The organism is Caballeronia terrestris, assembly GCF_001544515.1.
GTDB lineage: Bacteria > Pseudomonadota > Gammaproteobacteria > Burkholderiales > Burkholderiaceae > Caballeronia > Caballeronia terrestris.
In genome coordinates this window covers 133,641-158,634 of sequence record NZ_FCOL02000013.1, presented here as the reverse complement: position 1 = coordinate 158,634, position 24,994 = coordinate 133,641, and the positions used below count along the sequence as shown (strand labels likewise).

23 protein-coding genes are annotated in these 24,994 nt (G+C 64.0%); 9 read left to right on the top strand and 14 right to left on the bottom strand.

Annotation, left to right across the window (positions count from 1 at the left end; genetic code table 11):
• A partial coding sequence (locus AWB67_RS14010) for an aldehyde dehydrogenase family protein (protein ID WP_125477596.1) occupies positions 1 to 218 on the bottom strand: 218 nt, incomplete at its 3' end.
• A gap of 106 nt (positions 219 to 324) precedes the next feature.
• Between AWB67_RS14010 and AWB67_RS14005 the strand changes: the two genes are divergently transcribed.
• Both AWB67_RS14005 and AWB67_RS14000 read left to right on the top strand, forming a co-directional pair.
• A complete protein-coding gene (locus AWB67_RS14005) occupies positions 325 to 1,227 on the top strand; it encodes a LysR family transcriptional regulator (protein ID WP_087656844.1) in 903 nt (300 codons plus the stop codon).
• A gap of 95 nt (positions 1,228 to 1,322) precedes the next feature.
• On the top strand, positions 1,323 to 1,841 hold the full coding sequence (locus tag AWB67_RS14000) for a class IV adenylate cyclase (RefSeq protein WP_087656843.1): 519 nt from the start codon (positions 1,323 to 1,325) through the stop codon (positions 1,839 to 1,841).
• Here AWB67_RS14000 and AWB67_RS13995 read toward each other — a convergent pair.
• Both AWB67_RS13995 and AWB67_RS13990 read right to left on the bottom strand, forming a co-directional pair.
• Complete coding sequence (locus tag AWB67_RS13995) at positions 1,838 to 2,326, bottom strand: Lrp/AsnC family transcriptional regulator (protein ID WP_200822228.1); 489 nt, start codon at positions 2,324 to 2,326, stop codon at positions 1,838 to 1,840. The two genes, AWB67_RS14000 and AWB67_RS13995, sit on opposite strands and share 4 nt — an antisense overlap.
• A 202-nt stretch (positions 2,327 to 2,528) precedes the next feature.
• Positions 2,529 to 2,765 (bottom strand): DUF3717 domain-containing protein, encoded by a 237-nt coding sequence (locus AWB67_RS13990; protein ID WP_087656841.1) that lies wholly within the window; start codon positions 2,763 to 2,765, stop codon positions 2,529 to 2,531.
• A 171-nt stretch (positions 2,766 to 2,936) separates the two neighbouring features.
• Between AWB67_RS13990 and AWB67_RS13985 the strand changes: the two genes are divergently transcribed.
• Both AWB67_RS13985 and AWB67_RS13980 read left to right on the top strand, forming a co-directional pair.
• On the top strand, positions 2,937 to 3,623 hold the full coding sequence (locus AWB67_RS13985; protein WP_087656840.1) for a response regulator transcription factor: 687 nt from the start codon (positions 2,937 to 2,939) through the stop codon (positions 3,621 to 3,623).
• 94 nt (positions 3,624 to 3,717) lie between these two features.
• The gene (locus AWB67_RS13980; RefSeq protein ID WP_235025148.1) at positions 3,718 to 5,166 is read left to right on the top strand and encodes a sensor histidine kinase; all 1,449 of its coding nucleotides are present in this window, start codon (positions 3,718 to 3,720) and stop codon (positions 5,164 to 5,166) included.
• A 51-nt stretch (positions 5,167 to 5,217) separates the two neighbouring features.
• On the opposite strand, the gene AWB67_RS13975 is transcribed toward AWB67_RS13980, so the two are convergent.
• The 9 genes from AWB67_RS13975 to AWB67_RS13935 form a co-directional block, all read right to left on the bottom strand.
• A complete protein-coding gene (locus AWB67_RS13975) occupies positions 5,218 to 5,667 on the bottom strand; it encodes an SET domain-containing protein (protein WP_087656838.1) in 450 nt (149 codons plus the stop codon).
• A gap of 246 nt (positions 5,668 to 5,913) precedes the next feature.
• On the bottom strand, positions 5,914 to 7,026 hold the full coding sequence (locus tag AWB67_RS13970; RefSeq protein WP_087656837.1) for an NADH:flavin oxidoreductase/NADH oxidase: 1,113 nt from the start codon (positions 7,024 to 7,026) through the stop codon (positions 5,914 to 5,916).
• A gap of 89 nt (positions 7,027 to 7,115) precedes the next feature.
• Positions 7,116 to 7,832 (bottom strand): MOSC domain-containing protein, encoded by a 717-nt coding sequence (locus AWB67_RS13965; RefSeq protein WP_087656836.1) that lies wholly within the window; start codon positions 7,830 to 7,832, stop codon positions 7,116 to 7,118.
• Positions 7,833 to 7,836: 4 nt separating this feature from the next.
• Positions 7,837 to 8,565 (bottom strand): glutamine amidotransferase, encoded by a 729-nt coding sequence (locus AWB67_RS13960; RefSeq protein ID WP_087656835.1) that lies wholly within the window; start codon positions 8,563 to 8,565, stop codon positions 7,837 to 7,839.
• A gap of 144 nt (positions 8,566 to 8,709) precedes the next feature.
• Positions 8,710 to 9,354, bottom strand: coding sequence for a MarR family winged helix-turn-helix transcriptional regulator (locus tag AWB67_RS13955; protein WP_087656855.1), 645 nt, complete (start codon positions 9,352 to 9,354; stop codon positions 8,710 to 8,712).
• A 647-nt stretch (positions 9,355 to 10,001) separates the two neighbouring features.
• A complete protein-coding gene (locus tag AWB67_RS13950; protein ID WP_087656834.1) occupies positions 10,002 to 11,117 on the bottom strand; it encodes a YbdK family carboxylate-amine ligase in 1,116 nt (371 codons plus the stop codon).
• Positions 11,118 to 11,192: 75 nt separating this feature from the next.
• Positions 11,193 to 12,395 carry a cation:proton antiporter gene (locus tag AWB67_RS13945; RefSeq protein ID WP_087656833.1) on the bottom strand — a complete coding sequence of 401 codons (1,203 nt, stop codon included), beginning with the start codon at positions 12,393 to 12,395 and terminating at the stop codon, positions 11,193 to 11,195.
• 994 nt (positions 12,396 to 13,389) lie between these two features.
• The gene (mnmC, locus tag AWB67_RS13940) at positions 13,390 to 15,153 is read right to left on the bottom strand and encodes a bifunctional tRNA (5-methylaminomethyl-2-thiouridine)(34)-methyltransferase MnmC2/FAD-dependent 5-carboxymethylaminomethyl-2-thiouridine(34) oxidoreductase MnmC1 (RefSeq protein ID WP_087656832.1); all 1,764 of its coding nucleotides are present in this window, start codon (positions 15,151 to 15,153) and stop codon (positions 13,390 to 13,392) included.
• The gene (locus tag AWB67_RS13935) at positions 15,150 to 16,169 is read right to left on the bottom strand and encodes a VTT domain-containing protein (protein ID WP_087656831.1); all 1,020 of its coding nucleotides are present in this window, start codon (positions 16,167 to 16,169) and stop codon (positions 15,150 to 15,152) included. Before AWB67_RS13935 ends, mnmC begins: the two co-directional genes overlap by 4 nt.
• Positions 16,170 to 16,442: 273 nt before the next feature.
• Here AWB67_RS13935 and AWB67_RS13930 point away from each other — a divergent pair, with 273 nt between their 5' ends.
• The gene (locus AWB67_RS13930) at positions 16,443 to 16,721 is read left to right on the top strand and encodes an HU family DNA-binding protein (protein WP_008352404.1); all 279 of its coding nucleotides are present in this window, start codon (positions 16,443 to 16,445) and stop codon (positions 16,719 to 16,721) included.
• Positions 16,722 to 16,893: 172 nt separating this feature from the next.
• Here AWB67_RS13930 and AWB67_RS13925 read toward each other — a convergent pair whose 3' ends face one another.
• Both AWB67_RS13925 and AWB67_RS13920 read right to left on the bottom strand, forming a co-directional pair.
• A complete protein-coding gene (locus AWB67_RS13925) occupies positions 16,894 to 18,120 on the bottom strand; it encodes a GTP-binding protein (protein WP_087656830.1) in 1,227 nt (408 codons plus the stop codon).
• A 187-nt stretch (positions 18,121 to 18,307) separates the two neighbouring features.
• A complete protein-coding gene (locus AWB67_RS13920) occupies positions 18,308 to 18,754 on the bottom strand; it encodes a lytic transglycosylase domain-containing protein (RefSeq protein ID WP_087656854.1) in 447 nt (148 codons plus the stop codon).
• 635 nt (positions 18,755 to 19,389) lie between these two features.
• Between AWB67_RS13920 and gspD the strand changes: the two genes are divergently transcribed.
• Genes gspD through AWB67_RS13900 form a run of 4 tightly spaced genes read left to right on the top strand, consistent with a single transcriptional unit; the run spans position 19,390 to position 24,905 of the window.
• Entirely contained in the window at positions 19,390 to 21,768 is a 2,379-nt protein-coding gene (gspD, locus tag AWB67_RS13915) for a type II secretion system secretin GspD (RefSeq protein WP_087656829.1), read from the top strand.
• Complete coding sequence (gene gspE / locus AWB67_RS13910; protein ID WP_087656828.1) at positions 21,765 to 23,270, top strand: type II secretion system ATPase GspE; 1,506 nt, start codon at positions 21,765 to 21,767, stop codon at positions 23,268 to 23,270. Before gspD ends, gspE begins: the two co-directional genes overlap by 4 nt.
• 4 nt (positions 23,271 to 23,274) lie before the next feature.
• Complete coding sequence (gene gspF / locus AWB67_RS13905; protein ID WP_087656827.1) at positions 23,275 to 24,492, top strand: type II secretion system inner membrane protein GspF; 1,218 nt, start codon at positions 23,275 to 23,277, stop codon at positions 24,490 to 24,492.
• The gene (locus AWB67_RS13900; protein ID WP_087656826.1) at positions 24,492 to 24,905 is read left to right on the top strand and encodes a general secretion pathway protein GspC; all 414 of its coding nucleotides are present in this window, start codon (positions 24,492 to 24,494) and stop codon (positions 24,903 to 24,905) included. Before gspF ends, AWB67_RS13900 begins: the two co-directional genes overlap by 1 nt.
• Positions 24,906 to 24,994 lie beyond the last annotated feature (89 nt).

The window sequence follows — 24,994 nt, the reverse complement described above, 5'->3', positions numbered from 1 at the left end:
ATCGGCGCGGTTTCGCTCCATGCCGGGAATGCAGCTTTAGCCGCAGCAACCGCCGCATCGACCTCGGAAACGCTGGCCAAAGGAACGCGCGACGCAACCGCGCCCGTCGCCGGATTGAACACATCGCCGAAGCGATCGCTCGTGCCTTCGACCTTGTGCCCGCCGATGAAATGCGAAATCGCCGCAACGCCCGTTTCACTCCGATGTGACTCGCTCATGCCTGTCTCCGTGGGTATGGTTTTCTGACCGAAGAGTACCGCCGCCTGCTCACCCGATCCAATGAGATATGTTCAACAGTGATATAAGACACGCTAATATCACCCGATGGACTACACCCTGCTCCGCGCGTTCGCCGCCGTCGCTCGTGAAGGAAATCTCACGCGAGCCGCCGCACAACTGCATCTGACGCAACCCGCCGTGAGCCTGCAGATCAAAAACCTGCAGGAAACGCTGGGCGTCGTGCTGTTCTCGCGCACGTCGCACGGATTGCTCCTCACGCGCGACGGCGAAGCGTTGCTGCCACACGCCGAGCGGGCGCTCGCCGCCGCGAACGAAGTGAAGCGCGCGGCTGCTGCACTGCGGCATGAAGTGCGCGGACGGCTGCGCATCGGCACGATCCTCGATCCGGATTTCCTGCGTCTCGGCGGTTTTTTACGGCAACTCGTCGAGACGTATCCGCAGATCGAGACAGCGCTGCGGCATGGCATGTCCGGCACGGTGCTTGAGCGCGTGAAGACGCGCGATCTGGACGTGGGCTTCTACATCGGCGATCCCGCCGCCGACGATCCGCGCGACGGCGAGCGCTTTCACGTCCTCGCGCTGACGCCGTTCGTATACCGCGTGCTGGCGCCGGCGGGCTGGAACAGCCGCGTGAATAAAGGCAAGCGCGATTGGGCGGCGCTCGCGAAGCTGCCGTGGATCTGGACGCCGCCGGAATCGGCGCACAACCGCCTGCTCTCGCGCATCTTTGCGGCGGCGGGCGCGACGCCGGTGATCGTCGCCGAAGTGGATCAGGAGCCGTCGATGCTCGATCTCGTGAAATCGGGCGTCGGGTTGTCCCTGGCGCGCGATTCGATCGCGCTTGCAGAGGCGCATGCGCACGCGCTGACGATCGTCGACGGGATGACGGTGCAGACGCAGTTATCGTTCATCGCACTCGCGGAGCGTCGCGACGAGCCGGTGATCGCGGCGTCGCTGCGCCTGATCGAAGATCAATGGTCGGTTTAAGACAGGCGCGCGATTCAAGCGCCCGTCATCGAAATTTTGTTAGTCTGGGTGTACGCATTCAGGCTCTTCCAACCGGCTTCCAGGAGTCTTTCCATATGGCCCGCAACATCGAAATCAAGGCTCGCGCGCATCACTTCGACACGCTTCGCGAGCGCGCCGCCTCGCTTGCGACCGACGCGCCGCTGATCTTTCGCCAGCAAGATTTCTTCTACGACGTGCCGACCGGCCGCCTGAAGCTGCGTCAGTTCGACGACGGCACGCCGTCCGAGCTGATCTTCTACCAGCGCGACGACCGCGACGGCCCGAAAGTCTCCTATTACTCGCGCAGCCCGGTGACGAATCCCGAAGCGATGCACGCGCTGCTCGCGCAGGCGCTGACGACGCGCGGCATCGTCACGAAGGAGCGGCACGTGTATCTCGTGGGACGCACGCGGATTCACCTCGACCGCGTCGACGGCCTGGGCGATTTCATCGAACTGGAAGTGCTCCTCGCGCAGGACGACGACGAAGCCGGCGGCGAAAAGGAAGCGCATGAGATGTTCACGCGGCTAGGCGTCTCGCAAAGCGACCTGGTGCCGGTCGCCTACGTCGATATGCTGGCCGAAGCGGCTTAGGCGTCAGGAGCAGCGGAGAGGTGGCCCAATGGCAGCGGACCATTGCGCTTGAATGTCGTGAGGACGATGTTCGAGCGCACGCTGTCGACGCCGGGCACCCGCATCAGCTTTTTCATCACGAAGGTGGACAGCGCGTTCAGATCCGGCGCGACGATGCGCAGCAGGTAATCCGCGTCTCCGACTGTTGCGTGGCATTCGAGCACTTCGGGCAGCAGGTCGATTTGCTGCTGAAACTGCTCAATGACCGAGTCGCCGTGGTGCTTCAGCTTGAGGCTTGTGAACGCGGTGACGCCCAAGCCGAGCTTCTCCGGTCGCAGCATGACGCGATAACCTTCGATCGCACCCGTCGATTCGAGCCGTTGCAACCGTCGTCCGATCTGCGACGGTGAAAGCGGGACTTCCTCGCCGAGTTGCTGGTGCGTTGCACGTCCGAAGCGCTGAAGAACCTCGAGAAGCGCGAGATCGAAGTGATCGAGTTCAATCATGATGATTTCCTGCATTTAATCGCCGATCGTGCGATTTTAATGCAATCCTTCCGATGAGCGCGTTCGCTACCTTACAGACAGAAGAAAGGTAACGCGCGTATTACCAACAATGACACGGTGAAAGGGACGGAAACGCCCGAAACGCGGAATAAAGCGCCATTCGAAAGCATTTTCGAAACCTTTCGCAAGCTAAACGCGCCGGCTAGCTTTCACCCGCGAGCCCTTGTTTAATGCGCGCGTAAGCTTCCCACGCGGCGCGGGCTTTAGGGTCCAATCGCTCTGACGACATCGATGTGGTGCGCTGTACAATCAATAACGCATAGGGCCTGGACAGCGCGCTCACCTCCTCGCAAAGACTCGATTCATCCCCGCGCGACGGCGAGCGGTTGCGCCAGAAATTGATCGCTGCTTCGAGTTCCTGAATCGGGATCTCAGGCATGTCCGGAACAGAAATTGTCGGTTCGCGAGGGCTTGCGGCAGAAGCAATAGCCGCGGCGTGCCGCCTTAGACGTAACAGTTTTGAACTGGCCCGAACTCGCGCCGCCGCGCCGTTGCGATTCACCCGGCCCGCGCCGGTTCGAGCTCAACCCATTGTACTTGAGCGACTTCCATGCGAATCCTTCTGATCGAAGACGACCGCCCCATCGCGCGCGGCATCCAAAGCAGTCTCGAACAATCCGGCTTCACCGTCGACATGGTCCACGACGGCATCTTCGCCGAGCAGGCGCTCGCGCAGAATCGCCATGAACTCGTGATCCTTGATCTCGGCCTGCCCGGCATCGACGGCATGACGTTGCTCGCGCGCTTTCGCCAGAGCAACCGCCACACGCCGGTCATCATCCTGACCGCACGCGACGAACTGCACGACCGCGTGCAGGGCCTCAACAGCGGCGCCGACGACTACATGCTCAAGCCGTTCGAATCGCAGGAGCTCGAAGCGCGCATCCGCGCCGTAATGCGCCGCAGCGGCCCGCATGGCGACGTGCCGCGTCCGGAAGTGTCGCTGGGTGGATTGCGGCTCTCGGGCGTCGATCGCCGCATCTTCAACGACGAAAAGCCGCTCGAGTTGTCGCCGCGCGAATTCGCTGTGCTCGAAATGCTGCTGCTGCGTCATGGCCGCGTGGTCAGCAAGGCGCAGCTTCAGGATCACCTTACGCATTTCGGTGGCGACCTCGGCGATACCGCGATCGAAGTGTATGTGCACCGTGTGCGCAAAAAGCTCGAAGGCACGCGGGTGGAAATCGTGACGGTGCGCGGCTTCGGCTATCTGCTGCAGGAAATCCGGCAGGCCGCGTGAGCGGCTGTCCGTAGACACTTTGCGATTCCCCACCCGGCGCGCGAGCGACGAACGTTTCGCTCGCGAAGACTGGCTTCACCTCGCGCAGTCCAAGGTGACCAGTTCCTCCGCTCCGCCCAGTCTCAGGCGGTCCCTGCTGCGGCGCCTTGCGGCGCCGCTGTCCCTGCTCGCGCTGATGAGCGGCCTGATGGCGTACTGGCTCGCGTGGCAGTACACGCAGCACGTCGTCGACCGGTCGCTCGCCGATCTCGCCACCGCCATCTCGCGACAAATCCAGTTGGCCGGCGTCGATGCACCCGTCACCGTACCGCCGCTCGCGCAGGCGATGTTCTCCGATCCCGTCGAGCAACTGATCTATCGCATCAGCGACGGCGAGAACGAAATCGCCGGCGAGCCCGATCTGCCGTTGACCGGCACCAGCGTGCGCCGCATCCACTACGCGTACGTGTTCGAAACGCATTACCAGGGCACGAGCGTGCGCGCGGCGCAGGTGCGCGTCGATCAGCCGACCGGCAATCCGATCGTCGTCGAGGTGGCGCAGCGCGTCGGGTCGCGCTATCGGATCGCCGTGGAGTTTCTCGTCGCGATCATGATGCCGCTGCTTTTGCTGCTGCTCGCCGGCTGGGTGATCGTGTGGCGCGTGGTGAACCAGCAGCTCAATCCGCTGACCGATCTCGCCGATACGCTCAACCAGCAGACGCACACTTCGCTCGAACCGGTCGACGAAACGCTCGTGCCGGTCGAGATTCGTCCGCTTACGAGCGCGATGAACGCCCTGCTCGATCGACTGAAGACCGCGCTCGATGCGCAGCGCAAGTTCATCGCCGATGCCGCGCATCAGTTGCGCACGCCGCTCACCGCCGTGAAGCTGCACGCCGAGCAGGCGATGATCGCGCGCGATCCCGCGAAGACGCTCGCGGCGGTGAAGGAACTGCGGGCGTCGGCGGATCGCGCGGTGCGGCTGTCGAACCAGTTGCTGTCGCTTGCGCGCGCGGAGCCGGGCGAACAGGCCGCGCGCTTCTCCGATTTCGACTTCGCCGCGCTCGCGTTCGAAACCGGCGCGGAGTGGGTGCCGCGCGCGTTGACGGTCGGCGTCGATCTGGGTTTCCAGCGCCTCGACGATCCCGAGAACGACGATCCGCTCCTGGTGCGCGGCAACGTGGTGCTCGTGCGCGAAGTGATTGCGAACCTGATTGACAATGCGCTGAAGTACATCCCGCCGTTTCGCCAGGACGGCGCGCGCGTAACGCTGAGCGTGACCGAATTCATCGATACCGCCGGCAAGCGCTTCGGCGAAATCGCCGTCGAGGACAACGGTCCGGGCGTGCCACACGACCAGCAGCCCGATCTCTTCAAGCGCTTTTTCCGCGGCGACGGACAGACGGTGGAAGGCGGCGCGGGTCTCGGCCTCGCGATCGTCCACGACATCATGGTGCTGCACGGCGGCAGCGTGCATTACGAAGACGCGCCGGAGGGCGGCGCGCGCTTCGTCGTGCACATGCCGCTAAAGCCGCGCACGCCGGCCGCGAAGCCCGCGCCATAAAAAACGCCACGGCATCGCTGCCGTGGCGCTCTTTTTCATGGCTCGCGATGCCTACTTCTTCAGCGCGAGCATCGTTCCCCTGCATTTCCTCGACCCGCAGCGGCACTCGTATTCCTTCTTGAGCTTCTTCGTGATGCGACCGTCGATGACGAGACCGTAGTCGTAGTACAGCTCCTCATCCGGTTCGATGTCGCGAAGCGCATGAATGAATACGCGGCCTTCCGCTTCCTCGGCCTCGCAATTCGGCGCGCACGAGTGGTTGATGTATTTCGCGCTGTTGCCGTCGATCTTGCCGTCGATCACGCGGCCGTCGTCGAGTGCGAAGTAGAACGTGTGGTTCGGCTCCTCCGGATTGTGCGGATGACGGCGCAGCGCCTCTTTCCACGAAATGCGCTCGCCCTTGTATTCCATCACCTGCTCGCCCGCCGCAATCCGCCTCGCGGCAAACACGCCCTTGCCATGCACGCCCGAGCGGCGAACGGTGACCCTGCGTGAACTCATCGAATGAATCCTTAAATAACGATCGCTGTGGAGGGTTGATTGACGCCCGCGCCGCCGCATCGCGCGCGCGTCTCACGGTGAGGCGCGGGAGGCGTACGGACGGAAACGGGAATGAAAAAAACGCGACGGCCTCAAAGGCGCCGCGTTCATCGTGCCGGATGCGTCGAGCGTCCGGACAATCGGCATCGTACACGGTAGGCGCGCACCAGTTCAACCGGACGCGCCTGCTTTGACGGTGCGCTGGCTTTAGCGCTGGCCGAACGAGATATCGCCGAAGAGCGCCTTCTGGTCGCGCGGCTGCGAGCGCCAGTATTGCGGCGGCGCTTCGACTGTCGCGCCGAGTTGCGCTGCCGCGTGCCACGGCCAGCGCGGGTTATAGAGCAGCGCCCGCGCGAGCGCGATGAAATCCGCCTCGCCGCTTTCGATGATCTCCTCGGCGTGCATCGGATCGGTGATCAGCCCGACGGCGATCGTGTTGAGCCCGGTCGCTTCCTTCACCGCCTTCGCGAATGGCACCTGATAGCCGGGTTCGAGCGGGATCTTTTGCTTCGGCGACACGCCGCCCGACGACACATCGACCCAGTCAACGCCGCGCTTCTTCAGCTCGTTGGCGAAGGTGATGGTGTCCTCGATGCCCCAGCCGCCCTCGACCCAGTCGGACGCCGACACGCGCACGCCGACCGGTTTGTCGGCGGGAAACGCGGCGCGGACCGCATCGTAGACTTCGAGCGGAAAGCGCATGCGGTTTTCGAGCGAGCCGCCGTATTCATCGGTGCGCTGATTGGCGATCGGCGACAGGAACTGGTGCAGCAGGTACCCGTGCGCGGCGTGCAGTTCGAGCGCGTCGACGCCAAGCCGGTCCGCGCGTTTTGCCGTTGCGACGAACGCCTCGCGCACGCGGATCAGTCCAGCGGTATCGAGCGCGAGCGGCGGCGTTTCGCCTTCCTTATGCGGGATCGCCGACGGCGCGGACGTCATCCACCCGCCGTCCGACACGGCGATCTGCTGGCCGCCGTCCCACGGCACATGACTCGACGCCTTGCGGCCCGCGTGCGCGAGCTGCATCGTCACGGCGATGTGCGAATGCTGGCGGATCGCGGCGAGGATGGGTTTGAGCGCGGCTTCGGTGGCATCGTCCCAAAGGCCGAGGTCACCGGGCGTGATGCGGCCGTCCGGTTCGACAGCGGTCGCTTCGATGAACAGCATCGCCGCGCCCGACAGCGCAAGCGTCCCGAGATGGATCATGTGCCACGCGGTGGCTTCGCCGCGCTCGGCGGAATACTGGCACATCGGCGACACGACGATGCGATTGCGCAACGTGACGCCGCGCAACGTGGCGGGAGAAAACAACGCGCTCATGACGGGTGTCCGGTGAGGAAAATTGCGATCGAGAATAGCACTTCGCTTTTGGTCCTGCAGCGGCGGCCTTGGTCCGCAAGCGCGTCGCGTCAGTCGTCGGCGCGCTGGCTCGACGGCGTATCCAGACGGCTCGCCCACGATTCGACGTTGCCGCTTTCCAGTCGCTTTTGCGCCGTCTTGCGCCATGAAGGCGTCAGCGCATCGAGCGCGGCCATCTGTTCGAGCGATACGCGGTCATCGCGATCGACGTACAGCACGCGCAACAGCCGCGCGACGCTCCATTGCGGATGCGGCCGCGCCAGCCGTTCGACGGCATCGCCCGCGCCTATCTCGCCCGGCTCCAGCACGCGGTAGTACCAGCCGGTACGGCGCGTGTCCTGGACGCGTCGCGACATGTCTTCACGGGCAAAGCGCAGGTTGAGCTTCCAGCAAGGCTGGCGCGGCTGCGACACCTGCACGATCGCGGTGCCGATGCGAAACACGTCGCCGACACAGACATCGCTTTCGTCGATGCCGCGTGTCGAAAGGTTTTCGCCGAACGCACCCGGCATCTGAAAGCGTTCGATACCGGCAGCGTCACCTCTCCACTCATCGCGCCAGACGGCGTAGTGATCGAACGAATAGTGATGCAATGCCTTTTCCGGGCCGCCGTGATGTTTGCGCTCGTGCTGTTCGTCGCCTTCGAGACCCGTTTCGCCGACGCGCACGCGTTCGTGCACCGGCGTCTTGTGAATCGCGCTCTTCTTGCCCTGCGCACCGAGCGGCGCGACCCGGCCGATCAGCACGGCGTCGAGAATCGTCTTCATTGCATTATTCGCGTGGCTGGGTGAAATCGAACTGGTCTAGCCATTCGCCGAACATCGCGCGCGCGGCGCGCTCCAGTCCCGGGCCGAAGCGCACAGTGTCCGCACGCAGCCGCGTCGCGGTCGTGCCGCTTTGCGCGATGTCGCCGGGATATGCGACGAGCCAGCTCTCGAAGCGGTCCGCGAGCACTTCAGGGTGGCATTGCAGCGCCAGCACGTGCTCGTTCCACGTGAACGCCTGATTCTGGCAAGCAGGCGTCGAGGCGAGATGCGTGGCGCCGTCGGGGAGATCGAAGGTGTCGCCGTGCCAGTGGAATACGGGCGTGGAGTGGCCGTCGGCGTCGAGATGCCGCAGCGCCGACGCGCGTCCGGCGTCGGTCAGCGTGAGCGGCGCCCAGCCGAGCTCTCTTTCCGCAGCGGGATAGACGCGCGCACCGAGCGCCCGGGCGATCAACTGCGCGCCAAGACAGATGCCGATGGTCGGCATCCCCGCCGCGATGCGCTTTTCCAGCATCGACAGTAGCGGCACGAGATGCGGATAGCTGGCTTCGTCGTAGGCGCCGATCGGGCCGCCGAGCACGACCATCAGCGACGGATCGAGCGGATTCGGGGCATCGATGCGTCCACGGCCGACGTCGAGATAACGCACGAAATGGCCGCGGTCGCCGAGCGCCAGTTCGAGATTGCCCAGATCTTCGAAATACACGTGGCGGATCGCCAGGACTTCATGTTTCATCAGCAGGATTCCGTGGCTTTGGGGCTGCGAATGGGTAACCGGCCGCGCTCCCTGAATGGGGGCGCGACCGGCACAGTCTAACCGACTCGCAGAAAAGCTCACATCCCTGCCGGATGGCGCTTCATGCCACTTTTCAGGCGATGTTTAAGCCACCTGGGCGAAAATTTTCCAGCTTTTCTTCTGCGTGGCGACGTCCGCTTCTTCGTATACCGAACAATCGAGTCGCAGATCGGTATCGGCCATCGAAATCTGCAGAAGCGCGCAGTGATGCGGCGTCTTCTTCGGATTCTTGCTCGCCTGGAAATGCGCGCAGGAGAGGCACATGCGGTGCGCCGGAATCTGCTCCTGCGTCTCCAGTTGCCGGATCGTCTTCAGCAGCGTGCGGTAGAACGCCGCCTGTTCGTCCTCGCGCAGCGTGCCGACCGCCTTCGCGAGGAAGTCCGGCCATTGCAGCGCGCGCTTGGCCGCCGCGCGGCCGCGAGTCGTCAGACGAACCGCGAGCGCGCGGCCGTCGTCGAGCGCGCGACGCTTTTCGACGAGACCCTTTCCTTCCAGCGTGCTGACCGCATCGCTGGTGGTGGCGGCGGTCAGCGCGGTTTCGCGCGCGATCTCGCCTAGCCGCATCGGCCCCTTGCGCTGCATCAGCAGCACGAGGATTTCACCCTGGGTCGGCGTGAGCCCCGCACCTTCCGCCCATTCCCAAGCCTGGCTGCGCATCGCCGTGCTCAGCCGCAGCAGGCCGTGGGTCACCCGCCCCGTCGCCTGCTCTCCATATACGCCTTCGCTCATAGTCTTTCGCTTCTTGTTCCGCTTATGTGTTTTGACGGCGGGCATCCCGCACGCGATCCGCCGCCCGAACATGCCGCCCGGCGCTCGCCGCAAGCTTCTCCGCCAACCGTTGCCGGCCGACGGCGCCTGCCGTCTCAAAATTCAGGCGTACCAATCCAACGAAGTATCGCCCGATGGGACATTGCAACTCTCTTGCGTCTTATGTTGCTGCTGACGCTTTCTTAAATTTGCCGATCATCTTAAGAATCGGCAAAGACGACATTCTAAGCGACACGGAACAAACGTACACCTTAGTTATTCACGCGACACTGTGGATAACCCGTGGGAAAAGTCATCGATTCGATGTGCGCCGATTCTTGATAACTCTCGCTCGACGACCACGCCCTTTCGCGTTTTCCCGGGTTCCGGCGCACGATGCACGCAAATCGAGGCCACTTATCTCGACGCTAGAACCTTGACTTTACGTGCCTTTTTGCAGTTGTCCACAGAATCGGACGCTGCTTGTTAACTACTATTACGTATGTATACGACTTTCTATCGGTAAACCTTAAGCCCGCCGCATCGGACGCACTGTCGACTGCCGAACAAAAAATTTCGTAAAAAAACCCGCTCGAAAGCGGGTTGTCTGTTTGATACGCCGTGAGCGCCTACTGACGCCACTGCAGGCATTGCTGCCGCACCGCTTCGTGCAGCGATTTTTCCTTGTCGAAGACATGACGAAGCCACGTCGCGTCATTGTTGTTGCCGCGCGCGATGTCGCCGACCTGCTTCAGCGCCTCCGTCGATCCGAGCGCCTCCGCGTGCGGCGCGAGGATATCGAGCGTCTCGAGGATATCTTCGGCGATGGTGCGCCGCTCGCCCGTCTGCGGATTGATGCAGACGCCTTCCAGCCCGAACCGGCATGCCTCGAAGCGATTGAACGTGTAGACGAGGTAATCGTCTTCCTTGAGTGTGAGCGGTTTGTCGAGCAGCAGGTAGCGCGACAGCGTCTGGATGTAGCACGCGATCGCCGCCGCGCGGTCCACCGAGAGCGGCGTGTCCATCACGCGGACTTCGATCGTGCCGAAACCCGGCTTCGGCCGGATGTCCCAGTAAAAGTCCTTCATGCTGTTGACGACGCCCGTGCTCACCATCTTCCCGAAATATTCCTCGAAGCTGTCCCAGGTGAGCGCGAACGGCGCGCGGCCCGACAACGGAAACGCGAACACGGAATTGAGCCGAGCCGAGTGAAAGCCCGTATCGACGCCCTGGATATACGGCGACGATGCCGACAGCGCGATGAAATGCGGGATGAAACGCGACATCGAATGCAACAGGAACAGCGCGCTGTTCGGATCCGGGCAGCCGATGTGCACGTGCTGGCCGAACACCGTGAACTGCTTCGCGAGATAGCCGTAGAGTTCCGAGATGTACTGGAAGCGCGGCGTGTCGTAGATCTGGCGGTCGCTCCATTGCTGGAACGCGTGCGTGCCGCCGCCGCACAGACCGACGTTGAGCTGATCGGCCGCGGCGACCAGCGTGTCGCGGATCGCGCGCAAATCGGTGACGGCCTGCTCGTGCGTCGTGCAGATGCCCGTCGACAGCTCGATCATGCTTTCCGTGATCTCCGGCGTGATGTTGCCCGGGATTTTTTCGTCCTTGATGAGACGCATCAGGTCGGATGCCGCCTTGGTCAGGTCGTAGTCGTGCGTGTTGACGACCTGGATTTCCAGCTCGACGCCGAACGTGAACGGTTCAGAGTTGATGAAGGGTTCGAGTGACATGACGCCTCTTGATTAATCGATACTTTTCGTTGACTGCATGATGCTTTCCATTCCTTAACGGCCGCGTCATTCGTGCTATTCGCGCCGTTCCCCGACCGCGGACAGGCTTCGATACACCACGAACGGTGCCACGATCTGCAACACGACGATCGAACACATCACGATGGCGCGCAGCGTCGGGTCGTAGTCGGGATACAGCACGTACATGTCGTCGACGAGGAGATATGCGAGCGCCGACATCGGCGTGAGCGCGACGCCGAGCGCCGCGCCCTGCTTCCAGTCGAGGCCGCTCGGCTTCGCGAAGATCAGCACGCCGATCAGCTTGCCGAAAAAGCGCGCCGCGATCAGCGCGAGCGCCGCGACGCCGCCCAGAACGATGTCGCTCCATTCGAACGCGGTCAGCGTCAGCGCGAACAGGATCACGGTGAGGAGCCACCCGGCCGAGCCGAAGTGCGTCGGCCAGAGTTGCGGGCGTTCGTCGGCATTCTTCACGATGATGCCGGCGGCGAGCAGCGCGAGAATCGTCGAGAGCTTGAAGAGATGCGCGACTGCGATCGCCAGCAGCACGAGTCCGAACAGCGCGACGAACGAATGCTCATCGTTCGCGTTCAGGCGCCGGTACAGCAGGTTGCACGCACGCGCGAGCAGGAACGCCAGCACGAGCGAACCGATCAGCAGATAAAGCGGCTGGACGATGGTCGCAAACGTGTTGCCGTAGATTTCCTGATGCAGCACGCCCGCCGCGAGCTTTTCCACGACGACCGCGTACATGCTGTTCAGCGCGGTGAGCGTGAGGAGCCGCTGCGTTACCTGGCCTTCGGCGCGGAGCTCGGTCTTCAACTGGATGACCATCGCGGGCGAGGTCGCCATCGCGATCGCTGCGATCACGACCGATTGCATCGTCGGCACATTGCAGAGCATAAGCGCGATCAGCACGAAACCGAACGTGAGCGTCGATTCCGCGATGCTGGAGAGGATCAGGTACGGATTGCGCCGGATCCAGCGCAGGTCGAGCCGGCTGCCGAGCTCGAAGAGCAGCAGCCCGAGCGCGACGTCGAGCAGCGGCCGGGAGAGACCGGCGTCGCTGACGTCGATCACGCCGAAACCCGCGTTGCCGGCGATCAGGCCGATCACCGCGTAGCCGGTGATGCGCGGCAGCCGCCAGGCGCGCCACAGCAGCTCGCCGCACAGGCCTGCGGCAACGAGCGCGATGCCGGCCCAGAAAATGGCGTCGGGTACCAGCGGCCAGGTGGGTAGAAACGAAAATGCCGAATTCATCGTGTTGAGTTCTCCTTTGTCGACCGGAGTTGGCGCTTTAGCGCCTTACTCCGGTCCCATACAACGTAGTCCTGGTTGGCGCTTTAGCGCCTTGCTCCGGTCCCATACAACGTAGTCCTGGTTGGCATTTGAGCGCCTTGCCCTGATCGCATGCAACGTAGTTGTAGCCGGCGCTTCAGCGCCTCTCTGGTCTGTGCAAAGCACTTCTTCGCAGCTTCCAGCAGATGGAGCACATGAGCAGCTACGTGACTTGCGCGTGTACAGCGAAACGCTCGCGGACAGAGCGACTCGTCCGAACATCGAGCGTTGGTTCACCCAGGCGAAACGAAATTCGGACCGAACACGGCGTCACGAGCAGGCCGTGCATTGATTAGACGAAGCGCCGGCCCAGGCCGCTGGGCCGTGCGCGCCGCCAGTCTCGTGACGGCGTGGCGTACGAACCCGGCTCGGAATGCAGGACCGGACACAGCGAACGATGGTCTCGGCGTTGGTGATCAGATTCTGACCGGACGACCATCGTTCCTTTGAAGGCGAACGCCGTATGAACGGCGTGACGCGAGAAGAACGCCGATTGTGCCATAGGTCGATGGACAAGACAGTGCGCGACCCGCGAGTCCCGGGCTAACGCGGTAAAACAGACCGGTATCGCGGGCGATACAGGAAAAACGACCGTCCGATTCGGTGGCTAGCGGTTTAGCTTCTTTCGATAGCCCTCGGTTTAGGTGTTTACATGTTTACCGTATGTATACGTAGTAGCAGTTAACAAGCAACGACAGTTTCTGTGGATAACTCTCGTTTTCGAAGCCGATTCAACAGCTTGCGGAAGGGAGAAGCGCACCGTGGTCGTGTGCGGCGGTTAACCGCAAGTCGGAACAACTTTTGGCCGGCGCGGCTCGGCGCGAAGTTGTCCCGTTTACGTGCACAGCGAGTGCACAAGTCTTTCGCTTGTTCTTCGCGGCGTTATCCACAGGTCTCAGTGGATAACATAAAGCGCTTATTTGAATTCGCCGTGACGAAGGGCGCGAAGGAGAAAGCGCGCCGGATCCAGCGCTTCGGCGAGTTCGCGCTCGATCGGCCACGGCTCGCCCTCGATTTCCGATGCGACCAGTTCTGCGCCGAGCGCCGACCAGACCAGTCCGCGCGACCCGAACGCGAACGCGCCGTAAAGGCCCGCCGCGCGCGGCAAGTCGAGCGGCCACGCGCCCGAGAGACGCCCGGCATCGGCGCGGGCGGCGGTTTCGTCGGCGAGCTGGCCGATCATCGGCATGCGGTCGCTTGTCACGCAACGAAACGCGACGCGTCCGTCAACGTGTTGATTCAATTCGACATTCGACGACGGCAGCATCCGCGCGAGCCGCTCCAGGTTCTCGCGATGGCCTGCTGAGCGGACCTTGCGATCGGTGCTGTCGATGTCGTAGGTGGCGCCGGTCAGCGTGCGTTGCGGCGCGAGCGGCACCGCGTAGCCGTCGCCGATGACGGGCACGCGCAGCGCGCCGAGCGGCGATGGATCGAGCACGGTGAGCTGGCCGCGCACACCGCGCGTCGGCTGCCCGTGGAGGTGTGCGAGCCGCATCGCGTCGTGTGCGTTAGCAAGTACGACGACGGGCGCGTGGGCTATGAGCGTTCCGGTCGCGTCGAAAGCGTGCCAGTCGTGGCCGTCGTGTTGGATGCGGTCGATTTGCGTCGAGAAAATACGCGTCAATGCGTTGCCCGCGACCGCGCACTGTGCTGCGCAAACCGCCGCCGGCGAAATCGCGCCGCCGCGCGCGAAAAACCATCCACCACGCGCCACATCGACACCCGCGATCCGCGATGCATCCGCGCGCGTCGCCGCAACCGCGTAAGACGCCGGCAAGCCAAATCGCGCGATGGCATCGGCGATGGCGAGGGCATCTTCGGGGGAGTCGGCGATTTGCAGCAGGCCGTCGCGGGTTCGCAGCAGCTCGTGGCCGGCATCTTCGAGCGCCGTCCAGTGACGCAGCGCGTACAGGAAACCCGCCCGCGTTAGGCGAGCAGCAGGGCTGTCGTCGCGCCAGACGATCGGGTGGAACACGCCGGCGGGGTTGCCGGACGCGTCGCGCGCGACGCCGTCGTTGCGGTCGATCAGCGTGACGCGCCAGCCGCGCGCGGCGAGGCGCGAGGTCACCGCGCAACCCGCGAGTCCCGCGCCGATCACGATTGCGTGCCTCTCGGGCGTGGCGGCGGCGAGCGGTGGTTCGTGACGACGCACGCGCCAGCGCGGCGCGAAGCGGGCTTTGATGAGCGGTGGCGCGGGTTCATCGCAGGCGAAACCGGCCGCTTCGAGTGCGCGCTGCAAGAGCGGATGCGCGTCGGCGGCGACGGTTGCGTTGTCGCCTGCGATTCGCGCGAGCGCTTTGCAGAGCGGACGCGGATCGTCGCTTGCATGGACGCGTAGATTGAACGCATCGGCGCGTAGCCATAGCTTTTGCAGCATCTCACCGGGATCGCCGATAGCGAGCGTCAACACGACGCGTCCTGCTTCCAGTTCCAGCCGATGCATGCCGGTAACGCGCATAGGCCAGATCGACGCGAGTTCAACCGGCACGCGATCAAGCGTATCCAGAGTTCCGATCGAAACGAAATGCAGCCGCTCGCAACGCTCGGGATCAGCGCGCCAAGCGGCCCAGGCGGCAAGAAACGCGCGGCCATCGCCGAAAAGCGTATCGACGATGACGAAGCGACGCCGCCGCGCCCAGCGCGCGGGCAGGTCATGCGCATTGAGTAACGGATCGGTCATTCCGAAGGGGCTGAACTGACAACGCGCCGCATCGCATCGTGCGCCGCTGCGTCGAGCAGCAACGGCTCGAGCGCATAACCCGCCGCGCGCCAAGCGGACAACCCGCCCGCGAGCGGCGCGACATCGGCGAATCCGTGCGACTTGAGTTCCTCGGAGGCGAGCGCCGCCGAGATCTCATTCGGGCAGTCGCAATACATCACGAGCTTGCGGTTGCGGGGCAGGGCGGCGAGTTGCGGCGCGGCGTCGCCATCGCGCAGTGCGAGCGCGCCGGGAATCACGTACGGATCGATCTTGCGGCCCATCTCGCGCCGCACGTCGACGATCACGGGCGGTGGCTCGCCATCCAGCAACGCACGCAATTGCGCGATATCGATGCGCGTCATGCGCAGCCGCTTGAGCAGCGCCATCCGGCGCCACCATCGCACGGCGACATACAGCACGAGCGCCATGCCGACGACCACCAGCGCGCCGCGTCCGAGCCAGTCGAGCCACGCGAGAACGGTATCGACGGCGGCCGCGAACATCGTCCCGAGCGCGACACCCAGCCCGGCCCACAGCAGGCAGCCGATCGCGTCATACATTAGAAAGGTGCCGAAGCCGACGCCCGTCGCGCCGGCGACGGGAATCGCGAGCGTCGACAAGCCGGGGATGAACTTCGATACCGCCAGCACGCGCACACCGAAGCGGTCGAAGAAGCCGAGGCTGCGCGATACGCAGGTATCGCGCGACATCGAGAGCTGGCACAGGAACCGCAGGACGCGGTTGCCATAGCGCTTGCCAAGCCAGAACCAGAGCACGTCGCCGATGAGCGCCGCGACCATCGCGACCCCCACGATGGCGAGTAAAGGCAATTGGGGAAGCCACCCAGCAGGGCCCGGAACGAGCGTTGCGGCGGTGGTGATCGCACCCGTGAGAACCAATGTGGGCAAGGCTGGGAGGGGTAATCCGAGGGACTCGAGAAGCACGTTGGCAAAAACCAACGACAGCCCGTATTCGACGATCAGCTCGCGTAGCATCGGTTGGTCCCTGGGTCGGCAAGCCGCAATAATGGAAAAACGGGTTCAAAAATTAAGGGTAAATCTTTGAAACCCTTATCCTGATTGGGTTTGCGCTGCGTTATGATACCAAGCGCCGCATAGAGAGACGGCAGGACGGCCATGATGTGGAGTGATGCCAGATCAGCGGCCGGGGGCGCCGGAATGCCGCCACCACTCGACTGCAAGGCCTGCGCACGTATAATCGGCGCGTTCGCGCTGTTCGTGTCAACCTAAACTGATAAAGGAACCTTAATGAACAAACAGGAACTGATCGACGCCGTAGCCGCTCAGACCGGCGCCAGCAAGGCTCAAACCGGCGAAACGCTCGACACGCTGCTCGAAGTGATCAAGAAGGCTGTATCGAAGGGTGACGCGGTGCAGTTGATCGGCTTCGGCAGCTTCGGCTCGGGCAAGCGCGCAGCGCGCACCGGCCGCAATCCGAAGACCGGCGAATCCATCAAGATTCCGGCAGCCAAGACCGTCAAGTTCACGGCAGGCAAGGCTTTCAAGGACGCAGTGAACAAGCGTTGAGTGCTATGCCGATCGTTGGGCTGCCTTTTTGGGTCGCCCGGTCGGGAACACTTCGTAGCAACGCATTTTGCAAGTTTCCCAGCCAGTCGCGCGAGTCGGACGAACTGGAAAATCACCCGCCGCTGCAGGCGGGTTTTTTTTCGCCTGTCGCGTCCCATGCGATGCAGCGCCTTCAGTGCGTGTGATGCCCGCAATCGCAGTCGTCGCCATGATCGTGGTCATGGTCGTGTTCCTCCATGTCCCATGACGGGAACGGATCGCTGAAACGCTTCCATGCCTCGGGACCCTGCGCCCATTCTTCATCGGTGAGAAGACAGGCATCGAACTTGTCTTGCCACGCGTACGCATCGAGATCGGCGCCGATCAGCACCAGTTCCTGACGCCGGTCGCCGACAGTGTTGTCGTCCGGATCGCCGTGCCAGTCCGCGACAATTTCCGCCTCCAGTTCCGCATCGCCCGTCGGCCATTCGCTGCGGTCCTGCGCCGCCCACCACACGCCCGCCGGACCATGACGACACGCGCCGCCCGCCTGCGCCAGCGTCCCGCCCACGTCGTTGCGCGTCGCGAGCCAGAAAAAGCCCTTGCTGCGCAGCACGTGCGGCCATTCCTCGTGCAGCAGATTCCACAGACGCTGCGGGTGAAACGGCCGGCGCGCCCGATAAACCAGATGCGCGATGCCGGCCGCTTCCGCTGCTTCGTCCGCTTCGCGCTGCCCGTGGAGCGTCATCAGCCAGCCGGCCGCGCTCGCCGTTTCGTCAAAATCGAAGCGCTCCGAATTCACGACTTCGGCCGCCGGCACGTCGCCGAAACGCGCGTCGAGTAACGCCGCGCGCGGGTTAAGGCCGTGCAGGATGTGCTTGAGCCGCGTGAGCGCCTCAGGCGTCACGAGATCCGTCTTGTTCACGACGATCACATCGCAAAATTCGATCTGCTCGACCAGCGCTTCGACGATCGTGCGATCGTCGTCCTCGTCGTCGGTCATGTCGCGCTCGGTGAGCGAGTCGTTGCGGCCGTAGTCGCGCAGGAAGCTCGATGCGTCGACCACCGTCACCATCGTGTCGAGGCGCGCGATGTCGGCAAAATCGGCCGAACCTTCGCTCTCTGCGAGCGCGATTTCCTCGGCGACGCGCATCGGGTCCGACGCGCCCGTCGATTCGATCACGATCGCGTCGAAACGCGCTTCGGACGCGAGTCGCTCGATGGTCGCGGGGAGGTCGTCGCGCAGCAAGACGCGCTCGCATCCCGCCGACATGTGAGCGTGGCCGGCATCAGCCTGATCACTGACGATAGCGGCGATCCGCCGGCCTTCGCCGTTGGCGAGCAGGTGATCCAGGAGCGAGGTCTTGCCCGCGCCGAAGAATCCGGAGAGCACGGTGACTGGAATGGGCGGCTGGTTCATTGCGATGGGGGCGTGAGGATTGGCAGGCGGGCAGGCGCGTCACGGACGAGCGCGGTGCAAACGAACTAAACGGCCGCGCGCCGGTGCGGGAAGAGGGAATTGTGCATCAAAACGGGGCCGCGCCATCGCGCAAAAGGGCGAAACCGGAACTGGCGCCCTGCGACAGAAGCGCTCAGCTCGACTCCGCTCAGCGCGAAGCCTGCAGCAGCTTCCAGCGGCTCAGGATATCGATGATCTGTCGGGAATATTTGTCGCGCAACGCGGGCGTCTCGGAATGGTAGGCACCGACCGCCTGCCACGTATTGCCATACTTGTTCATCTTCTGGCGCAAATGCCACGCGGCGACATAGACGCTCTTGCACGGCTGCATCAGCTCGCCGCTCGAAATACCGTACTGCTGCAATGTATTGAGATGGATGGAGTTGATCTGCATCAGGCCGTAATCGATGGAACCGTTGGCGTTCTTGTTCATCGCATCCGGCTTGTTGTGCGATTCCTGCCACGCAATGGCGCGCAGGATCAGCGGATTGACCTTCTGGTACTTCGCCGCTTCGTCGAAACAGTCGGCGTGCGCGGGCGCAGCCGCCACCCAGGCGCCCAGGCCAAACGCAATACATCGCAGGATTTTCTTCATCTTCATTCCATCCATGCGCCCCAGCCGGGCGCGATCCATCTACTGCACGCGAAGCCGCGAACGGCCTCGCCACGTGTGCGTCACCGGGAAAACCCCGCCTCGACGCCAACCGCCCGCAACCGGGAACCGCCCGTATCATAACGGCAGACTATTTGGTCCAAAAGTTGGCCATCAGACATACGCAAGGACTCTGGCGCCAGGCGGCTAGACGAGCCGAAGCATAGCCCGTCTATCGAAGAACGATTAAAGGTATGAATAATAAGCCGTCCGGACCGGTTAAAATCCCGTTTTTTGGCACAAAAGCGCATCAATCCGTGAACAGCCTGTCTCGACCAGAGTGAGTGCCTCCGGCGGCTTACTCTGATCAACGTGCAACTCGTTGCTGTCTGACGGCAGGATTGTTGAAAGCTTGAGCCCGCAAGATGTTTATCCGGATCGTCCAAAGGCAGACCTATTGTGACAATCCGGACATTAAAAGCTGCTAATGTTCTCGTTTTTGAGATATAGGCATTCCTGCACGACCGGCGCGAATGCGTTGCCGGCCGGCGCTTTCCGCGGTTTGAACGGCACGATGCAGCCGGCCTCGGGCGCCACGCGCCCTGGCCTTGAAATCACACTCCATGAGAAGAAAACGTATGGCACTGCGTCGCGCAGCGACGGCACTGCTGATGGCAGGACTTGTAACCGCGCAAATCGCCGAGGCGCAGGTGACGCTCAATTTCGTCAACGCCGATATCGATCAGGTCGCGCGCGCGATCGGCGCGGCGACCGGCAAGACGATCATCGTCGATCCGCGCGTGAAGGGGCAGTTGAACCTGACGTCGGAAAATACCGTCCCGGAAGAGCAGGCGCTCAAAATCCTGCAATCCGCGCTACGCATGCAGGGCTTCGCGCTCGTGCAGGATCACGGCGTGCTGAAAGTGGTGCCGGAAGCCGACGCGAAGCTGCAGGGCGTGCCGACCTACGTCGGCAACGCGCCGGCGGCGCGCGGCGATCAGGTGATCACGCAGGTGTTCGCGCTGCACAACGAGTCGGCGAATAATCTGCTGCCGGTGCTGCGCCCGCTGATCTCGCCGAACAATACGATCGCGGCTTACCCGGGCAACAACACGCTCGTCGTCACCGATTACGCTGACAACGTGCGGCGAATCGCCAGCATCATCGCGGGAATCGATACCGCGGCCGGCCGCTCCTTCGACGTCGTGCAACTGAAGAACGCGAACGCGCTCGACGTCTCCGAGCAGCTGAACAAGCTGCTGGACCCCGGCACGATCGGCAGCAACGATCCGACGCTCAAAGTGACCGTCACGCCCGACGCGCGAACCAATTCGCTGATGCTGCGCGCATCGAGCGACGCGCGGCTGAAGGCGGCGAAGCAACTGACGCTCAAACTCGACACGCCGACCACGCAGCCGGGCAACATGCACGTCGTGGCGCTGCGCAACGCAGACGCCACGCGCCTCGCGAAAACACTGCGCGGCATGCTGGGCAAAGGCGGTGGCGGCAGCGATTCGACGAGCAACGCGGCGTCGAACAGCCTGAACAACTCCAATTCGTACAACCAGGGCTCGTCCTCGACGGGCACGGCCGGCATGCCGCCGCTGCCGAGCGGCATGTCCGGCAGCTCCGCCTCGGGCAGCAACCCGATGTCGGGCGGCGGCACGACCAAGGACACAGGCTTCTCGAACAAGGACAGCGATTCCACCAGCGGCGACCAGCAGGGCGGCATGATCCAGGCCGATGCCGCGACGAATTCGCTGATCATCACCGCGCCCGATCCCGTCTACCGCAATCTGCGCACGGTGATCGACCAGCTCGACGCCCGCCGCGCGCAGGTGTACATCGAGGCGCTGATCGTCGAATTGTCGGCGACGACGGGGGCGAATCTCGGCATCCAGTGGCAGGGCCTCCTGATGTCGAACGGCGGCAACAACGCGGTTTACGGCAGTTCGAGCTTTGGCAGCGGCAATACGAACATCGTCGATTTGACGCTTTCCGGCAACGCCGTCGCGCAGAATCCGTCGGCGCTTTCGGGACAGACCGGACTCCTCGCGCAGGGCCTGAACGTCGGCCTGCTCCACAAGTTCGGCAATTTCTTCGGGCTCGGCGGCTTGCTCCAGGCGCTGTCGACGTCGTCCGATGCCAACATTCTTTCGACGCCTAACCTCATCACGCTCGACAACGAGGAAGCGAAGATCGTCGTCGGCCAGAACGTGCCAGTCGTGACCGGCTCCTACGCCACCCCGACCGCCAACACGGCTACGTCCGTCACGGCGTTCAACACGTTCGACCGGCGCGACGTCGGCGTGACGCTGCACGTGAAGCCGCAGATCACCGAAGGCGGCATCCTGAAGCTGCAGCTCTATCAGGAAGATTCGAGCGTCGATGCCACCACGACCAACAATCCCGGCGGTGTGACGATCAACACGCGCTCGATCCAGTCGACCATCATGGCCGACGACGGCGAGATCGTCGTGATCGGCGGGTTGATGCAGGACCAGTACAACGCGGGCAACAGCAAGATTCCACTGCTCGGCGACATTCCGTGGATCGGCAGCCTGTTCCGCACCGAAAACAAGACGCGCACGAAAACCAACCTGATGGTGTTCCTGCGCCCGGTGATCGTGCGCGACCAGGCCACGTCCACGCAGATCGCGAACCAGCGCTACGACTACCTGCGCCAGCAGCAATACGGTTCGACGACGGACAACCGCCTGATCCGCGACAAGGACGTGCCGATGCTGCCGCCGCAGCCGATCGGCCCGAGCCAGGGCGGCGTGCCCGCGCAGAACCTCTTCAACTGGAACGAGACGACGCGTTCGCAAAACGGCAGCTCGACGCTACCGCAGGACCCGAACGCGCAGTCCGCGCCGCAAGGTCCGCAGGGCGCGCAGCAGGTGCCGCAGGGGTCGCAACCGATGGCCCCGGCGACGAACGGCGTCACCAACTACGCGGTGCCGAACAACTCGGTGCCCGGCATGCCGCTCAACGGCGACGCCGGAGCGCGGCCGTGAGCACGGCCCACGCACAGGCCGACGCCGCCGGCACGCCGCACGTCACGGGCAGCGGCCTGCCATCGCCGCTCGCGGCGCGCCTCGTGCCGTACGGCTTCGCGCGTACCGGGCAGATTCTCGTCGCGCATCAGCACGCCGAGAGCATCGAAGTCTGGATCAGCGACAAAACCAGCGACGCCGCGCTCGCCGAAGTCGCGCGCAATTTCGGCGCGCTGACGGTGGTGCGGGTGCCCGCCGACGAACTGGCCGCCGCGATCAACTCGGCGTACGCGCGCAACGACGGGAGCGCGGCGCAAGTGGTCGGCGAGGTGGAGGGCGAGGTCGATCTGTCGCGACTGATGCAGGACATCCCCGAAGTCGAGGACCTGCTCGAATCCGAGGACGACGCGCCGATCATCCGCATGATCAACGCGCTTCTGACGCAGGCGGCGCGCGAGCAGGCGTCGGACATTCATATAGAGCCGTTCGAGAACGCGTCGGTCGTGCGGTTTCGCGTCGATGGCACGCTGCGCGACGTCGTCCGTCCCAAAAAAGCGCTGCACGGCGCGCTGATCTCGCGGATCAAGATCATGGCGCAGCTCGATATCGCGGAAAAACGGCTGCCGCAGGACGGGCGGATCACGCTGCGCGTCGGCGGCCGGGCGGTCGACGTGCGCGTCTCTACGCTGCCGACCGGTCACGGCGAACGCGCGGTGCTGCGTCTGCTGGAAAAGGACGCGCAGCGGCTGAATCTCGAAAAGCTCGGCATGGCGCGCGACACGCTCGTCCATTTCGACAAGCTGATCGGCCGTCCGCACGGCATCGTGCTCGTGACCGGCCCGACCGGCTCCGGCAAGACGACCACGCTTTACGCCGCGATGTCGCGCCTCGAGACGACCACCACCAACATCATGACGGTGGAGGACCCGATCGAATACGACCTCTCGGGCATCGGCCAGACGCAGGTGAACGAGCGGATCGGCATGACGTTCGCCCGCGCGTTGCGTTCGATTCTTCGGCAGGACCCGGACATCATCATGATCGGCGAAATCCGCGACCTCGAAACGGCGCAGATCGCCGTGCAGGCGTCGCTGACGGGCCACCTCGTGCTCGCGACGCTGCACACGAACGACGCCGCATCCGCCGTCACGCGTCTCACCGACATGGGTGTCGAGCCGTATCTGCTGGCTTCGTCGCTGCTCGGCGTGCTGGCGCAGCGGCTCGTGCGGCAGCTTTGCCCGGTGTGCAAGGAAGAGCGCATCGAGGAAGGTGTTGCGCACTGGCATCCGGTCGGCTGTGACCGCTGCGGGCAGTCGGGCTACGCGGGGCGTCGCGGCGTGTACGAACTGCTGCTGATCGACGAGCCGATCCGGCCGCTGATCCACCGCAACGCCGCCGACGCCGAGATTCTCGCCGCCGGCCGCGCGCACGGTATGCGCACGCTGCGCGAGGACGCGAACCGCTGGCTCGAGATGGGCGTGACGTCGCTCGAGGAAGTGCTGCGCGTGACGGGCGGAGACTGACGCGATGCCGGCGTTCCGTTTCGAAGCGATCGACCAGGCGGGCAAGACGCAAAAAGGCGTCCTCGATGCCGACAGCGCCCGCGCCGCTCGCGGCCAGTTGCGCACGCAAGGGCTGACGCCGCTCGTCGTCGAGCCGGCGGGCAGCCGCACGCGCGGCGAGCGCCAGCAACGGCTTTCGCTCGGACGGCGCCTCTCGCAGCGCGAACAGGCGATTCTGACGCGCCAGCTCGCGAGCCTGCTGATCGCGGGCCTGCCGCTCGGCGAAACGCTCGCGGTGCTGACCGAGCAATCGGAGCGCGACTACATTCGCGAGCTGATGGCGGCGATCCGCGCGGAAGTGCTCGGCGGCCATTCGTTCGCGAATGCGCTCGCGCAGCATCCGAAGGATTTTCCGGAAATCTACCGTGCGCTGGTCGCGGCGGGCGAACATACCGGCAAGCTCGGTCTCGTGCTCTCGCGTCTCGCCGATTACATCGAGCAGCGCAACGCGTTGAAGCAAAAGATCATTCTCGCGTTCACCTATCCGGCGATCGTCACGCTGATCGCGTTCGGCATCGTCACGTTCCTGTTGAGCTACGTGGTGCCGCAGGTCGTGAACGTGTTCGCGAGCACGAAACAGGCGCTGCCGGTGCTGACCGTCATGATGATGGCGCTCTCCGGGTTCGTGCGCAGCTACTGGTGGGCGGTGCTGATCGGCGTGCTGCTGTTCGCGTGGATCGTGAAAAGCATTCTCTCGCGACCCGGCCCGCGCATGGCGTTCGACCGGTGGCTGCTCACCGCGCCGCTCGTCGGCAAGCTCGTGCGCGGGTATAACACGGTGCGCTTCGCCAGCACGCTCGCGATCCTGACCGCCGCCGGCGTGCCGATCCTGCGCGCGCTGCAGGCGGCCGGCGAAACGCTCAGTAACACGGCGATGCGCGAAAACGTCGACGATGCGATCGTCCGCGTGCGCGAGGGCACGTCGCTGTCGCGCGCGCTCGGCAACACGAAGACGTTTCCGCCGGTGCTCGTGCATTTGATCCGCTCGGGCGAAGCGACCGGCGACGTCACGACGATGCTCGACCGCGCCTCCGAAGGCGAAGCGCGCGAACTCGAACGGCGCACGATGTTCCTGACGAGCCTGCTCGAACCGCTCCTGATCCTGGCGATGGGCGGCGTCGTGCTGGTGATCGTGCTCGCGGTGATGCTGCCGATCATCGAACTGAACAACATGGTGCAGTAATGAACGCCCTGCAAACCCGCCTTCTGACGCTCGCCGCGCTCGCGCTTTTCTGCGTGACGCTGACGTACTGGATCGTCACGTTGACCTCGCGGCAAACCGCGCCGCTGCCCGCAGCGGAGGCGGGACGCAAACCGTCGGTCGAACAGGCGGCGACGATTTTCGGCGGCCAGCTCCAGCAGCAGTCCAATCAGGACGTGCATCTCTTCGGCATTTTGGCGCTGCAACGCGGGGCAGCGGCGATCGTCAGTTACGGCGGCGAGCCGGCGCGCGCGATTTCGCTCGGCGGGCCGCTCGCGGACGGCGTGAAGATTTCGGAAGTTCGCGCGCGCTCGATCATCATTGACCGAAAAGGCTCGAAATCCGAGGTTTTTCTTCCGCAAAACGCGCCCGGCCCGACGATTTATGTGCGTTGACCGGACGCAGGTCAAGGGAAGGCGGAAGCGAAGTGAAAGCCCCTGCCACCCGGACCTATAGAATGCTTTCCTGCCCGCGCGTCTCAAAA